This window comes from Pantoea latae (assembly GCF_002077695.1).
Classification (GTDB): Bacteria; Pseudomonadota; Gammaproteobacteria; order Enterobacterales; family Enterobacteriaceae; genus Pantoea; species Pantoea latae.
The window spans coordinates 113,318-127,784 of the sequence record NZ_MWUE01000025.1 but is presented as its reverse complement, the minus strand read 5'-3'; the positions used below and the strand labels follow the sequence as shown (position 1 = coordinate 127,784).

Annotated in this window: 15 protein-coding genes; 12 read left to right on the top strand and 3 right to left on the bottom strand. The window is 60.0% G+C overall.

The annotated features are described in order from the left end of the window. Positions 1-54: 54 nt before the first annotated feature. From B2J69_RS16965 to sstT, 3 genes are all read left to right on the top strand, one after another. Positions 55-1,047: a Gfo/Idh/MocA family protein gene (locus tag B2J69_RS16965; RefSeq protein WP_081140816.1), complete on the top strand. Its 993-nt coding sequence runs from the start codon at positions 55-57 to the stop codon at positions 1,045-1,047. A gap of 254 nt (positions 1,048-1,301) precedes the next feature. After that, positions 1,302-2,273 (top strand): TerC family protein, encoded by a 972-nt coding sequence (locus B2J69_RS16960; RefSeq protein WP_081140815.1) that lies wholly within the window; start codon positions 1,302-1,304, stop codon positions 2,271-2,273. A gap of 235 nt (positions 2,274-2,508) precedes the next feature. Then, the gene (gene sstT / locus B2J69_RS16955; protein ID WP_081140814.1) at positions 2,509-3,741 is read left to right on the top strand and encodes a serine/threonine transporter SstT; all 1,233 of its coding nucleotides are present in this window, start codon (positions 2,509-2,511) and stop codon (positions 3,739-3,741) included. Positions 3,742-3,938: 197 nt separating this feature from the next. Here the strand turns inward: sstT and B2J69_RS16950 are convergent, their stop codons facing one another. From B2J69_RS16950 to uxaC, 3 genes are read right to left on the bottom strand one after another with little or no spacing between them, the layout of a single operon-like run. Next, the gene (locus B2J69_RS16950; RefSeq protein WP_081140813.1) at positions 3,939-5,429 is read right to left on the bottom strand and encodes a UxaA family hydrolase; all 1,491 of its coding nucleotides are present in this window, start codon (positions 5,427-5,429) and stop codon (positions 3,939-3,941) included. Between the two features lie 4 nt (positions 5,430-5,433). Continuing rightward, on the bottom strand, positions 5,434-6,882 hold the full coding sequence (locus B2J69_RS16945; protein WP_081140812.1) for a tagaturonate reductase: 1,449 nt from the start codon (positions 6,880-6,882) through the stop codon (positions 5,434-5,436). A 2-nt stretch (positions 6,883-6,884) separates the two neighbouring features. Further along, positions 6,885-8,300 (bottom strand): glucuronate isomerase, encoded by a 1,416-nt coding sequence (gene uxaC, locus B2J69_RS16940; RefSeq protein WP_081140811.1) that lies wholly within the window; start codon positions 8,298-8,300, stop codon positions 6,885-6,887. A gap of 375 nt (positions 8,301-8,675) precedes the next feature. Here uxaC and B2J69_RS16935 point away from each other — a divergent pair, with 375 nt between their 5' ends. The 9 genes from B2J69_RS16935 to B2J69_RS16895 all read left to right on the top strand — a co-directional run bounded on the left by B2J69_RS16935 (position 8,676) and on the right by B2J69_RS16895 (position 14,461). Then, positions 8,676-9,980 carry an MFS transporter gene (locus B2J69_RS16935; RefSeq protein ID WP_081140846.1) on the top strand — a complete coding sequence of 435 codons (1,305 nt, stop codon included), beginning with the start codon at positions 8,676-8,678 and terminating at the stop codon, positions 9,978-9,980. 147 nt (positions 9,981-10,127) lie between these two features. Next, a complete protein-coding gene (gene exuR / locus B2J69_RS16930) occupies positions 10,128-10,901 on the top strand; it encodes a transcriptional regulator ExuR (RefSeq protein ID WP_081140810.1) in 774 nt (257 codons plus the stop codon). Positions 10,902-11,223: 322 nt separating this feature from the next. Further along, the gene (locus tag B2J69_RS16925) at positions 11,224-11,901 is read left to right on the top strand and encodes a DedA family protein (RefSeq protein WP_081140809.1); all 678 of its coding nucleotides are present in this window, start codon (positions 11,224-11,226) and stop codon (positions 11,899-11,901) included. Then, positions 11,898-12,260 carry an EnvZ/OmpR regulon moderator MzrA gene (gene mzrA / locus B2J69_RS16920; RefSeq protein WP_081140808.1) on the top strand — a complete coding sequence of 121 codons (363 nt, stop codon included), beginning with the start codon at positions 11,898-11,900 and terminating at the stop codon, positions 12,258-12,260. The genes B2J69_RS16925 and mzrA overlap by 4 nt, the downstream gene beginning before the upstream one ends. Before the next feature lie 177 nt (positions 12,261-12,437). Further along, positions 12,438-12,812: a DUF1090 domain-containing protein gene (locus B2J69_RS16915; RefSeq protein WP_081140807.1), complete on the top strand. Its 375-nt coding sequence runs from the start codon at positions 12,438-12,440 to the stop codon at positions 12,810-12,812. Positions 12,813-12,848: 36 nt separating this feature from the next. Beyond that, entirely contained in the window at positions 12,849-13,154 is a 306-nt protein-coding gene (locus tag B2J69_RS16910; RefSeq protein WP_081140806.1) for a DUF883 family protein, read from the top strand. Positions 13,155-13,156: 2 nt separating this feature from the next. After that, positions 13,157-13,555, top strand: coding sequence for a phage holin family protein (locus B2J69_RS16905; RefSeq protein ID WP_174580918.1), 399 nt, complete (start codon positions 13,157-13,159; stop codon positions 13,553-13,555). Next, the gene (locus tag B2J69_RS16900) at positions 13,552-13,839 is read left to right on the top strand and encodes a YqjK-like family protein (protein ID WP_081140805.1); all 288 of its coding nucleotides are present in this window, start codon (positions 13,552-13,554) and stop codon (positions 13,837-13,839) included. The genes B2J69_RS16905 and B2J69_RS16900 overlap by 4 nt, the downstream gene beginning before the upstream one ends. A gap of 208 nt (positions 13,840-14,047) precedes the next feature. Beyond that, complete coding sequence (locus B2J69_RS16895; RefSeq protein WP_081140804.1) at positions 14,048-14,461, top strand: DoxX family protein; 414 nt, start codon at positions 14,048-14,050, stop codon at positions 14,459-14,461. Positions 14,462-14,467 lie beyond the last annotated feature (6 nt).

Below are 14,467 nucleotides of genomic sequence, written 5' to 3'. Positions count from 1 at the left end.
TGCGCCCGGTGCCCGGCGTGCTACTCTGCCGCTATTTGCCGCAGGAGAGCCGACGTGATCCGTTTTGCTATTGTGGGAACCAACTGGATAACGCGCCAGTTTATCGATGCCGCGCACGAAACCGGCCATCTGCGCCTGAACGCCATCTATTCGCGTTCGCAGCAGCAGGCGGAAAGCTTCGCCGGGGACTATCCCTGTCAGCATCTTTTTACCTCGCTGGAGGCGCTGGCCGCCTCCGATCTTATCGATGCGGTTTACCTGGCGAGTCCCAACGCCCTGCACTGCGAGCAGGCGCTGCTGTTTATGTCGCACGGCAAGCACGTTATCTGCGAAAAGCCGCTCGCCTCCAACCTGCGCGAGGCGGAGAGCATGATCGCCTGCGCCCGGCAGTACCAGGTGATCCTGTTCGAGGCGTTTAAAACCGCCAGCCTGCCCAACTTCATGCAGCTGCAGCAGGCGCTGCCTGCCATCGGCCCACTGCGTAAGGCGCTGTTTAGCTACTGTCAGTACTCGTCGCGCTATCAGCGCTATCTCGACGGCGAGAACCCCAATACTTTTGATCCGCGCTGGTCCAACGGCTCAATCATGGATATCGGCTACTACTGTCTGGCAACGGCGGTAGCGCTATGGGGCGCGCCACAGGCGGTAAGCGCACGCGCGACGCTGCTGGCGAGCGGCGTCGACGGCCACGGCAGCGTGCTGCTCGACTATGGCGACTTCGACGTGACGCTGCTGCACTCCAAGGTCAGCGATTCGCGCATTCCCAGCGAAATTCAGGGCGAAGCGGGCTCGCTGCTGATTGAAAAAGTGTCGGAGATGCAGGCGATCAGCCTGGTGCCGCGCCACAGCGCCGCGCAGCCGCAGGATCTCAGCCAGCCGCAACATATCAACACCATGCTCTATGAAGCCCAGCGTTTTGTGCAGCTGGTGCGCCAGCGCCATGTCGATCATCCGGGGCTGGAAAGCGCGCGCATCACCGCCGCGCTGCTGACCGAAATCCGCCGCCAGACCGGCGTGGTTTTCCCGGCTGACGGCCGCGCTGTGTAAATATGTCTAAATATGAATGGCCCGCTCTTGCCTCTTTCCCGGCCTGCGCCTATCTTAACGGACAGCAAAGGGGAGTAACTTGTAAGCTGCACGATCGTCATTACGATGCGTAAGCATCCGGTCGTCAGGCAACCCGGAATCTGATTCTGCGTTGTAAGTGAGACCTTGCCGGAAGGCGAGGTTTGCTTACAACCCTGTAAAGCGGCTGACGTCTTCTGACTTCAGCCGTTTTTTATTTCAGGGCAGGAAACGCTATGCAGACAGTAGGAACGCCTCTTCTCTGGGGCAGCTTTGCGGTGGTGGTGCTTATCATGCTGGCGATCGATCTCTTTTTGCAGGGACGTCGCGGCGCGCAGACCATGAGCTTTAAACAGGCGGCCGTCTGGTCGCTGGTGTGGGTATCGGTGTCGCTGCTGTTCAGCGCCGCTTTCTGGTGGTATCTCGAGGGCAGCGCCGGGCGCGAAGTCGCCACCACGCAAACCCTGGCCTTTTTAACCGGCTATGTGCTGGAAAAAGCGCTGGCGGTCGATAACGTCTTTGTCTGGCTGATGCTCTTCAGCTACTTCTCTATCCCCGCCGCGCTGCAGCGACGCGTGCTGATCTACGGCGTGCTGGGCGCGATTGTGCTGCGCACCATTATGATCTTCGCCGGCAGCTGGCTGGTAACGCAGTTTAGCTGGATCCTCTATCTGTTCGGCGCTTTCCTGCTGCTCACCGGGTTGAAGATGGCCTTCTCGAAAGAGGATGACGAAAACGCGGTGGGCGATAAGCCAGTGGTGCGCTGGCTGCGCAAACACCTGCGTATGACTGACGCGCTGGAGGGCGAGAAGTTTTTCACCCGCAAGAACGGCGTGCTGTTTGCCACGCCGCTGCTGCTGGTGCTGATTATGGTCGAGCTGAGCGACGTCATCTTTGCGGTCGACAGCATTCCGGCGATTTTCGCCGTGACCACCGATCCCTTTATCGTGCTGACCTCTAACCTGTTCGCCATCCTCGGCCTGCGCGCGATGTACTTTCTGCTGGCTAACGTCGCCGAGCGCTTCTCGATGCTCAAATATGGTCTGGCGGTGGTGCTGGTGTTTATCGGCGTGAAGATGTTGATCGTCGAGTTTTACCATATCCCGGTCTCCTTCTCTCTGGGCGTGGTGGGCGCGATCCTGGGGTCGACGCTGTTGATCAACGCCTGGGTGAATCGCAAAAGCGACCAGAAAAAGATCTCGCAATAATCCGCTACAGGGGCAGGTAATGCCCCTGTTTTATTTTGCCAGTCACCAATGCGACATTTCATCCCTCTGTCACATCTTCTTCATCCAGCATAATAGAAATCCGATCCGCCTCGCACCGACAGAATTATCTCTTTCTTCGTCCGATCTTTTCCTTATACTCCGCCGGGCAAACCGCTTCAGGCGCGTTAATCGACGCCCTCTGAAGCCACATCCCGCTACAACGTAAAGAACAATTATGCAGAACTCATTTTCCGGTCGTCTGGGCGCGCTACTCGCAGGAAGCCTGGTGAAACAAATCATGATAGGGCTGGTGGCCGGCGTGGCGCTGGCCTGGGTCTCAAAGGATGCCGCGCTGGCCGTCGGCCTGCTGGGCGAGCTTTTCGTCAGCGCGCTGAAGGCTGTTGCGCCGCTGCTGGTGCTGGTGCTGGTGATCGCCTCGATCGCTAACCATCAGCAGGGGCAGAAGAGCAATATCAAACCCATTATCGCGCTCTATTTGTTGAGCACCTTTTTCGCGGCGGTGGTCGCGGTGGTGTTTAGCCATCTGCTGCCGCAGACGCTGACGCTGGCAGTCGGCACAACGGAAATTACGCCGCCGTCGGGCATTACCGAGGTGTTGCGCGGCCTGCTGATGAGCATGGTGGCGAACCCGATCACCGCGCTGATGCAGGCGAATTACATCGGCATTCTGGTATGGGCGATTGGCCTCGGCCTGGCGTTCCGCCATAGCGCGCAGAGCACGCGCGACCTGCTCAATGACGCCTCGAACGCCGTGACCTGGCTGGTGCGCTGCGTGATCCGCTGCGCGCCGATCGGCATTTTCGGCCTGGTGGCATCAATTCTGGCGTCGACCGGCTTTGGCGCGCTGTGGCAGTACGCCCATCTGCTGGCGCTGCTGCTGGGCTGCATGGCGCTGATGGCGCTGGTGGTGAACCCGCTGCTGGTTTACAGCAAGATCCGTCGCAACCCCTACCCGCTGGTGTTTACCTGCCTGCGCGAGAGCGGCGTGACCGCCTTCTTTACCCGCAGCTCGGCGGCCAATATTCCGGTGAATATGGCTCTGGCGAAACGCCTGAACCTGGATGAGGATACCTATTCGGTGTCGATTCCGCTGGGCGCGACCATCAGCATGGCGGGCGCTTCTATTACCATTACCGTGCTGACGCTGGCGGCGGTGCATACGCTGGGGATTAGCGTCGACGTGCCGACGGCGATTCTGCTGAGCCTGGTGGCCTCGCTGTGCGCCTGCGGCGCATCCGGCGTGGCGGGCGGTTCGCTGCTGCTGATCCCGGTTGCCTGCAATATGTTCGGCATTCCCAACGATCTGGCGATGCAGGTGGTGGCGGTCGGTTTTATTATCGGCGTGCTGCAGGACTCTGCCGAAACCGCGCTGAACTCCTCGACCGATATTCTGTTTACCGCGGCGGTGTGTCAGGCGGAAGCCGAGCGCGAAACCAGCCGGGCTTGATCGTTCAGATAGCTCAGTAGCCTAAAGAGCGGGTGGCAGGGTCCGAAGAGCAAAGCGTCCCGCGCCAGGGAAGGCGCGGGCCGAGCGAGCAGGGATGCGTTAAGCGACTTTGCGATCGGACCCTGCCACCCGCGAAGGGCTCAAGACTAACAGACAGCAATGGCGACCTTCAGGTCGCCATTTTTATGCCCGACAAACTATAACGTCACGCCGCTTTTAAAAATCGCCAGCTCGCGAAAATCGTTCTTCTCGTTATTGGTCAGCTCGCCGCTGGCAATTGCCACGATGGTGTCGACAAAATCCGCCAGCAGCGCCTCCATGCTCATCCCTTCCAGCAGACGACCGGCGTTAAAGTCGATCCAGTGCGGCTTCTTCTCCGCCAGCGGCGAGTTGGTCGCCAGCTTCACCGTCGGCACAAAGCCGCCGTAAGGCGTGCCGCGCCCGGTGCTGAACAGCACCATATGACAGCCCGCGCCCGCCAGCGCGCTGGTGGCGACCGCGTCGTTGCCCGGCGCGCTCAGCAGATTCAGACCCGGCGTTTTCAGCCGCTCGCCATACTTCAGCACGTCCACCACCTGGCTGGAGCCCGCTTTCTGCGTGCAGCCCAGTGACTTCTCCTCCAGCGTGGTAATGCCGCCCGCTTTATTACCCGGCGACGGGTTCTCGTAAATCGGCTGCTGATGGTCGATAAAGTAGCGTTTGAAATCGTTAATCATCGCCACGGTTTTGTCGAACGTCGATTCGTCGCGGCAGCGGCTCATCAGGATGCGCTCCGCGCCGAACATCTCCGGCACCTCGGTCAGCACCGTGGTGCCGCCGTTGGCGATCATCTGATCGGAGAAGCGTCCCAGCAGCGGGTTGGCGGTAATGCCGGAGAAACCGTCGGAGCCGCCGCACTCCAGACCAAACTTCAGCTCGCTCAGCCTGCCCGGCTGGCGCCTGTCGTGACGCATCACCTCATACAGCGCGCGCAGACGCTCCAGCCCCGCCTCTACTTCATCGTCGTGCTGCTGGCACACCATAAACTGAATGCGGTCGCTCTCCGGCAGGCCCAGCGTCTCGCGGAAGGCGTCGACCTGATTGTTCTCGCAGCCAAGGCCGATCACCAGCACCGCGCCGGCGTTGGGGTGACGCACCATATTTTGCAGCATGGTGCGCGTGTTCTCATGATCCTGGCCCAGCTGCGAGCAGCCGAAGGTGTGGCTAAAGAGAAAGGCGCCGTCGGTGCCCGCCGCGTTGTCGGTCTCTTTGAGGAAACGCTGCAGGATCTGACGCGCGATGCCGTTCACGCAGCCCACGGTCGGCAGGATCCACAGCTCGTTGCGGATGCCGACGTCGCCGTTGGCGCGGCGATAAATCTGCACCTCGCGATCGCCCGGCTGCGGCGGCACCTCAACAAACTCCGGCTGATAGTCGTACTCATCCAGATCGCTCAGGTTAGTGCGCGCGTTGCTGGAGTGGATCACCTCGCCGGCCGCGATCGGCTGCGTGGCGTGGGCGATCGGCAGCCCATACTTGATCACCAGCTCGCCCTCGGCGATGGGCCGCAGCGCGAACTTATGGCCGCGTGTCACCGCCTGCTGCAGCTGCACCGATGTCTGCTGCAGATCGATGGTCTGCCCTGCTTCTAAGTCGCGCAGCGCCACGGCGACGTTGTCCTGAGAGTGAATCTTAATCGCGTCTTGCATAGCTTTATCCCAGTGTGCTCAACGCCTCACGCATGCCGTGGGCGATGATATTTTGCAGGTGTCGGCTGACCTCGGCCACCAGCTGCGGCTGCCGGGTCAAATCTTCTCCCCAGTGCTGCGCGTCGCTTAACACCTCGCGCACCAGCTGTTCCGGGGAGATCTGGTCGTTATTAAGGGCGTGCCAGTTTTTTTCAAAGCGCGCCAGCCAGTGCGCGTCATCCTGCAGCGGCCAGCTTTTTTCCGCCGACGCGCCGCGATAGAAGGCGATCAGCGCCGCGAGCGCGAAGGTCAGGCGCGGCGGCCAGACGCCGCGCTGCGCGTGCGACGCCAGCAGCGGCGTCAGCAGACGCGTGCGGAACTTGGTCATGCCGTTGAGCGCGATAGCGAGCAGCGCATGGCGGATAAAAGGATTGCGGAAGCGTCGCTCGACCGCATCGGCGAAGGCGTGCAGCTCGCTGCGCGGCAGATCCAGCGTCGGGATGATCTCCTCGCGCAGCAGGCGATCGACGAAGCCAGCAATGGCGGGATCCGCCATCGCGTCGCCGACGCTCTCCAGGCCCGCCTGAAACGCCACCGGCACCATCGCGGTGTGCGCACCATTGAGGATCGCCACCTTCTGCGCCTTCCACGGCGCGATATCTTCGACCTGACGCACCTGCGGCGCCAGCGCGTCGAGCTTCAGCTCGTCGAACAGCGCGCGCGGCCCCTGCAGAATAAACTGGTAGTAGACCTCGCCCGCCACCAGAAAATGATCCTCATAACCGAGCTGGGCGGCGAGCGCCTCGCTCTCCTGCGGAAAGCCGGTCACGATGCGGTCCACCAGCGTGTTGTAGAACACGCAGTGCTGCGTCACCCAGGCGGCGAAGCGTTCCGGCAGCTGCCAGTGGCGCGCATAGCGCAGCACCAGCTCGCGCAGGGCGTCGCCGTTATGGTCGATCAGCTCGCAGGGCACAATCAGCCAGCCTTTGTCGGCGCCGCCGCTGAAGTGCTCGAAGCGCGCCCACAGCAGCTGCGTCAGCTTGCCGGGAAAGCTGGATGCGGGCGCATCCGCCAGCTGGTCGTCTTCCGCGAAGGCGATGCCCGCTTCGGTGGTGTTAGAGAAAACGAAGCGCATTTGCGGCGCGCGCGCCAGCGCCAGAAAGTCGTCATGCTGGGTATAGGGCTGGATCTCGCGGTTCAGACTGCGGATCAAGCGCGTTTCGCTGACGCGCTCGCCCTGCTCGTTCAGCCCGCGGATCAGCGTGGTATAGAGCCCGTCCTGCTGGTTCAGGCTGTCGCTGACGGCGCGGTTGCGCGGCCGCACCACCACGATGCCCGCGTCGGTGCCCTGGTGCTGGTTCAGCCAGTCGAGCTGCCAGTCGATAAAGGCGCGCAAAAAGTTGCCTTCGCCGAACTGGATCACGCGCTCGCTGTAGATCGCGCCGGGGAAATCGTGACGGTTTAGCCGCTGCATGATCAGGCTCCCAGCTCGATGCCGAAGTAGTCGCGCGCGTTGTTGAAGCAGATGTTTTGCACCATCTGTCCCAGCAGCGCTTCGTCGCCCGGCGCTTCGCCGTTTTCTACCCAGCGGCCGATCATCTGGCACAGCAGACGACGGAAATATTCGTGGCGCGTATAGGAGAGGAAGCTGCGGCTGTCGGTCAGCATGCCGACAAAGCGGCTGAGCAGGCCAATCTGCGCCAGCTGCGTCATCTGACGCTGCATGCCGTCGAGCTGATCGTTGAACCACCATGCGGAGCCGAACTGCATTTTGCCCGCCTCGCCTTCGCCCTGGAAATTGCCCGCCATGGTCGCCAGCACTTCGTTGTCGCGCGGGTTCAGGCAGTAGAGGATGGTTTTCGGCAGGGCGTTGTGCAGATTCTGCGCGCCCAGCAGCTTCGCCAGCGGTTCCGCCAGCGGCTGATCGTTAATGGAGTCGAAGCCGACGTCCGGCCCCAGCAGCTCGAACTGGCGACGGTTAGTGTTGCGCAGCGCGCCGATGTGGTACTGCTGCACCCAGCCGCGACGGGCATATTCGCCGCCCAGCCAGACCAGCACGGCGGTTTTGAACTGCGCGATCGCCTGCGCGTCCGGCGCGTTGCCGGCACGGCGCGCGGCCAGGATGGCATCCAGCGTCGCGTCGTCCGCGTCGGCGTAGAGCACCACGTCGAGCGCGTGGTCCGACACCTTGCAGCCGTGATCGGCGAAGTAGTCGAGACGCTTGCTCAGGGCGCTGCGCAGATCGTCGAAGCGGCGCACGCTGATATCGGTCAGCGACTCCAGCTTTTCGATCCATGGCAGGAAGCTTTCCGCTTCGATATTAAAGGCTTTGTCTGGCCGCCAGCTCGGCAGCACTTTGACGCTGAAGCTGCCGTCCTGCGCCAGCACGCGGTGGTGCTGCAGATCGTCCAGCGGGTCGTCGGTGGTGCCGACCATCTTCACGTTCATCTGCTGCATAATGCCGCGCGCGGTAAACGCATCCTGCGCCAGCAGATCGTTGCAGCGATCCCAGATGCTGTCGGCGGTTTTTTCTGAAAGCAGGATGTCGGTAATGCCGAAAGGACGGCGCAGCTCAAGGTGGGTCCAGTGGTAGAGCGGGTTGCCGATGGTGTGCGGCACGGTGCGCGCCCAGGCGTCGAATTTTTCGCGGTCGCTGGCGTCGCCGGTGCAGAAGGCTTCCGGCACGCCGTTGGCGCGCATGGCGCGCCACTTATAGTGATCGCCCTTCAGCCAGATATCATAGAGGTTGGTAAAGCGGTAATTTTCGGCAATCTGCTGCGGGGGAAGATGGCAGTGATAGTCGAAAATCGGCTGATCCTTCGCATAGTCGTGATAAAGGCGACGGGCAAATTCAGTATCCAGCAAAAAATCCTCGGTCATAAAACGCGACATACGTGCTTCCTCTTGGATAGAGACTTAATGCGCTCAAAGTTATCATACCAATTTTAGCCGACTGCAGAATTCTTTGAGATCCCGCTCACATTTCTCGCAGCAATCCCCTGGTCTCATGGACGTTTTTGCTCTCTGCAGCGTGCTAAATGGCTGTCCTGACGCAGATTTAAAGTATCCCACATTGCAAAGGGGGCTTTTGTGATGGCTCTCAACTTTTAAAGTTGTATAACAAGTTACGCTCTCGCTCCGTAATGGCAAGTTAAACAGAGGTCGCTTTTGCGCGGCCTGCGGGCGTGAACGAGTCGGATCACGGGTGTCCCGCTCCAGATAACAACAGCGGCAAGACCGCAGACAGAACACTGGAAGAGGTAAATGATGCGTAAGATTAAAGGGCTACGCTGGTATATGATCGGGCTGGTGACGCTGGGCACCGTGCTGGGTTATCTCACCCGCAATACCATTGCCGTCGCCGCGCCGACGCTACAAACCGATTTGCATATCACCACCCAACAGTACTCCTACATCGTGGCGGCCTACTCCGCCTGTTATACCGTGATGCAGCCGGTGGCGGGCTACGTGCTCGACCTGCTCGGCACCAAAGTCGGCTATGCCGTGTTCGCCGTGCTGTGGGCGATTTTCTGCGCCGCGACGGCGATGGCGGGCAGCTGGGGCGGCTTTGCGCTGGCGCGCGGCGCGGTGGGCGCGGCGGAAGCGGCGATGATCCCCGCGGGCCTGAAAGCGAGCAGCGAATGGTTCCCGGCGAAAGAGCGCTCGGTTGCCGTCGGCTACTTCAACGTCGGCTCCTCTATCGGCGCCATGCTGGCGCCGCCGCTGGTGGTGTGGGCGATCGTGGCGCACAGCTGGCAGATGGCGTTTATCATCACCGGCGTGCTGAGCCTGGTCTGGGCGATCTGCTGGCTCATCTTCTATAAGCATCCGAAGCAGCAAACCAAACTCAGCGAGGAAGAGCGTCAGTACATTATTTCCGGTCAGGAAGCGCAGCATCAGACCGGCAACACCAAAAAAATGTCGGCGCGTCAGATCCTGCGCAACCGCCAGTTCTGGGGCATCGCGCTGCCGCGCTTTCTGGCGGAACCGGCCTGGGGCACCTTTAACGCCTGGATCCCGCTGTTTATGTTCAAGGTTTATGGCTTTAACCTGAAAGAGATCGCGCTGTTTGCCTGGATGCCGATGCTGTTCGCCGACCTCGGCTGCATCCTCGGCGGCTACCTGCCGCCGCTGTTCCAGCGCTGGTTCGGCGTCAATCTGATCGTGTCGCGCAAACTGGTGGTCACCATGGGCGCGGTGCTGATGATTGGCCCCGGCACCATCGGCCTGTTCACCAGTCCTTATGTCGCTATCGGCCTGCTCTGCGTCGGCGGCTTCGCCCATCAGGCGCTCTCCGGCGCGCTGATCACCCTCTCTTCCGACGTCTTTGGCCGTAACGAAGTCGCCACTGCCAACGGCCTGACCGGCATGGCGGCGTGGACCGCCAGCACCATGTTCGCGCTGGTGGTCGGGGCGCTGGCCGATACCCTGGGCTTCAGCCCGCTGTTCGCCGCGCTGGCGGTGTTCGACCTGCTGGGCGCGGTGGTGATCTGGACGGTCTTGCGCAATAAGCCCGTCTCCGAGCTGGAAAAAGAGGTGGCGGTGCCGCAGGCCGCGGCGGTGCGCGGTTGAGGCAACGTGCCTTTTATTGCCCGCGCCCTTGCGGCGCGCGGCAGCCTGACTGAAAAACGACATGTCCCGCACCATGATGGCGCGGGACATTTTCTTTCACGCCCGCAGAGTGGTATAACAACTTTATTTGCGACACGGGAATGCGCTATGGAACTGACCGAACCTCGCCGACTTTATCAGCAGCTTGCCAGCGTTCTAAAAAGCCTTATTGAATCAGGCGCTTATCCAGTGGGCGACAAACTACCCGCCGAACGGCTGATTGCGGAAGAGATGAACGTCAGCCGCACGGTGGTGCGCGAGGCGATCATTATGCTGGAAGTGGAAGGCTATGTTGAGGTGCGCAAAGGTTCCGGCATTCACGTTATCGCCAGCCAGCAGCAAAACCGCGTCACCACCTCAAGCCAGCTCGAATTCGCCAGCTTCGGCCCCTTCGAACTGCTGCAGGCGCGCCAGCTGATTGAAAGCAACGTTGCTGAATTCGCCGCAACCCAGGTAACGCGGCAGGATATTATCGAGCTGATGGCGATTCAGGAGAAAGCGCGTCAGGAAGATCACTTCCGCGATTCACAGTGGGACATGCAGTTCCACGTGCGTATTGCGCAGTCCACGCAAAACAGCGCGCTGGCGGCCATCGTCGAAAAAATGTGGCTGCACCGTCTGCACAACCCCTACTGGCTCAAACTCCATGAGCATATCGACCAGCGCAGCATTCTTAGCTGGTGCGACGACCACGATCAGATCCTCAAAGCGCTGATGCGCAAAGATCCTGCCGCCTGCAAACTGGCGATGTGGCAACATCTGGAAAATACTAAGCAGATGCTGTTCAACGCGACCGCCGACGACTTCGAATTTAACGTGGATCGGTACATGTTTGCTGAAAACCCCGTCATCCTGCCGGAAGGCTCCAGCAATCTGCCCTGATTCCGCTGCGTTTTTGCGCAACAAAGTCAGTTAATCTGGAATAGTGTCAGGTCGTGTAAAACTCCTTTTGACGGACCGTGTCAAAAGGTAAAACTCCTGTGCGGCGGGCACATTCCCCTGTCTCAGACCTGTGATTTTTGTTACAGTTATCGACCCTTTCTTACCCTTTGCGACAGGGTTTAAAAAGTTGCTGATTTAACAATCAATTCTGGAAGGATCCGGAAAATCCTGCTCAGGCTGTGCTCCTAAAACAGATAACCAACCGCCGGTCTGCGCTTATGTCCTTTGAGACGCGTTAAACAATGATGTTCAGGAATGATTGATGGATATTTTGCATGCGTTGCTGCAGGCGTTGTGGCAACAGGACTACGAGACTCTCTCCGATCCGACGCTGGTATGGGCCATTTACGGCGTGTTGTTCATGATCCTGTTTCTGGAAAATGGCCTGCTCCCCGCCGCATTTTTGCCCGGCGACAGCCTGCTGATTCTGGTGGGCGTGCTGATCGCCAAAGGCACCATGAGCTTTCCGCTCACCGTTCTGGTGCTGACCACCGGCGCTAGCCTCGGCTGCTGGGTCAGCTATATTCAGGGCCGCTGGCTCGGCAATACGCCGACGGTACAGAAGTGGCTTTCGCACCTGCCGGCGCAGTATCACGCCCGCGCGCACAGCCTGTTTCACCGCCACGGGCTGTCGGCGCTGCTGATCGGCCGCTTTATCGCCTTTGTGCGCACCCTGCTGCCGACCATTGCCGGCCTCTCCGGCCTGAATAACGCCCGCTTCCAGTTTTTCAACTGGGTCAGCGCGCTGCTCTGGGTGCTGATCCTGACCGTTCTCGGCTTCGCGCTGGGCAAAACGCCCCTCTTCCGCCGCTATGAAGACGAACTGATGTTCTGTCTGATGCTGCTGCCGCTGGTGCTGCTGGTTATCGGCCTCGCCGGCTCGCTGCTGGTGCTGTGGCGCAAACGCCAGGCGAACCGGCACGGCAAGGGGGAGTTATGAAAATTTATGGCCCCGTTCCCCGTCGCATGCTGCCCTGGCTGGCGATCGCCACGCTGCTGCTGCTGGCGATCTGCCTGACGCCGACGCTGCTGCGCCATGAAACCGTGGTGCAGATCCGCGTCTCCCATGCCGGCGGACCGCTGCCGGACGGCTTTTATCTCTATCAGCAGCTGACGGCGCAGGGCATCCGCATTAAAAGCATTACGCCGTCAGGCGACGCGCTGATTATCCATTTTGAAAATGAAGAGCAGAGCCTCGCCGCGCAGAAAGTGCTGCGCCGCCTGCTGCCGGACGGCTTTGTGGTCGCCCGTCATCTCGATTCCGCCTCTGCCGCTTCCGCCACGCTGAATATCTCCTGACGCGCCGTTGCCGTCCCCCCCGCGCGGGACGGCACGGAATAATCTGTATCCCCTCGTCTTTTTTGAACTTTTTACAGGCGCTGTCTATGCTTTAGGGACGGCTCAGTCATCTGACACGCCAGGACATGACGCTGTCTGGTCACGGCAGGTCAGTAACAAAGGAAGGTAACAAGCCTGATGAAACATCAATTACTTCTTGGCCTCGCGCTGTTTTCTCTCTCGGGTTCGCTGATGGCGGCGGAATCGCTCTGTCAGCAAAAAGAGCAGGATATTCAGCATGAAATTGCGATGGCGAAACAGCATAACAATCAGCGTCGCGTCAATGGACTGGAGCGGGCGTTAACCGAAGTGCGCGCCAACTGTAGCGACGACAAACTGAAAACGGCCCATCAGGCGCGCATCAAAGAGCAGCGGGAAAAAGTCGCTGAACGCGAGCGCGAACTGAAAGAGGAACGTCAGGAGGGCGATGACAAGGAGAAGATCGCCAAACGTGAACGTAAAGTGGAAGAAGCACGCCAGGAGCTGAAAAAGTTACAGGCGGAGCCCTATTAATCCGGACTTAATCACTGAAGCTAAAAGGAACATTACATGTCTAAAGACACTTCATCAGAAAATTTGCGTGCTGAACTGAAAAACCTGGCGGACACCCTGGAAGAAGTGCTGAGCAGCACCACGGACAAGTCGAAAGGCGAGCTGGATAAGCTGCGTCAGAAAGCGCGCGTGGCACTCGACAGCTCACGCGAGAAGCTGGGTGACTCCGGCGAATATCTGGCGCAAACCACGCGCGAAGCGGCGCAGAAAGCGGACGGCTACGTGCGCGATAACCCCTGGCATGGCGTAGGCATCGGTGCGGCAATTGGCGTGGCGATCGGCATGCTGATTTCACGGCGTTAATTATGGCGGATTCACAGCAGAGCCACGGCCCCGGCAAAGGGGTCATCAACATTGGTCAGCGCATCGTCACCACGCTGGTCAGCATGGTCGAGACCCGCGTTCGTCTGGCGGTGGTCGAGCTGGAAGCGGAAAAGGCTAATCTGATCCAGCTGCTGCTGATGGTCGGCCTGACCATGTTGTTCACCGCGTTCGGGCTGATGAGCCTGATGGTGCTGATTATCTGGGCCGTCGACGCGCAGTATCGTCTGATGGCGATTGGCATTACCACCGGCGTGCTGTTTCTCCTGGCGATTATTTTCGGCCTGTGGAGCCTGCGCAAATCGCGTCAGTCCACGCTGCTGCATCATACCCGCAAAGAGCTGGAGACAGACCGCAAGCTGCTGGAGGATGACCGCGCATGAGCAGCAAACTGGAACGTGAAGCACGCATTCATGAGCTGCTGAGCGAAGTGCAGCAGCAGCGGCTGGATCTCAGCGCGGGTCGCCGTGATTTTCTGCAAAGTACGGCGCAGTACGATCGCGGCTGGCTGACGTTCCTCAGCATGCGCCGTTATCTGGCTATCGGCAGCAGCGCGCTGGCCATCTGGTCGGTGCGCAGCCCCAACAAAATCATGCGTCTGCTGAAGCGCGGCTTCGGCGTCTGGAGCACCTGGCGCATGCTGAAATCGGCGCTGCCGCAGCGTTAATCTCTCTCTGATCTCAGCCGGTGCGAAATCGCCGGCTTCGCTTTATCAGATTTCCTGAATAAGACCCACAGAATATCTCGCTTACAACCTTTCCCCGCCGCGACTATCATCTCCAGCTATCAGCTCAGCAAACGGCAACACCGCCTCTTGCTGGGAATTATCCAACGCAGGCGCGATTGCCCTGCCGAAACCTGGTCTGGAGTAAATGATGAAAAAATTCGAAGATACTGGTCTGCTGCTGGCGCGTATTTTAATGCCTGTTCTGTTTATCACGGCCGGCTGGGGCAAGATTACCGGCTACGCCGGCACCCAGCAGTATATGGAAGCGATGGGCGTGCCCGGCTTCATGCTGCCGCTGGTGATCCTGCTGGAGTTCGGCGGCGGCCTGGCGATTCTGTTCGGCTTCCTGACCCGTTTCACCGCGCTGTTTACCGCCGCCTTCACCATCCTGACGGCGTTCCTGTTCCACAGTAACTTCGCGGAAGGCGTTAACCAGCTGATGTTTATGAAAAACCTCTCTATCGCTGGCGGTTTCCTGGTGCTGGGCCTGGTCGGTCCTGGCGCGTACAGCATTGACCGTCTGCTGCGTAAAAAAGCACAGCCGGCCGCAGCGCTGCGCTAAGCACAC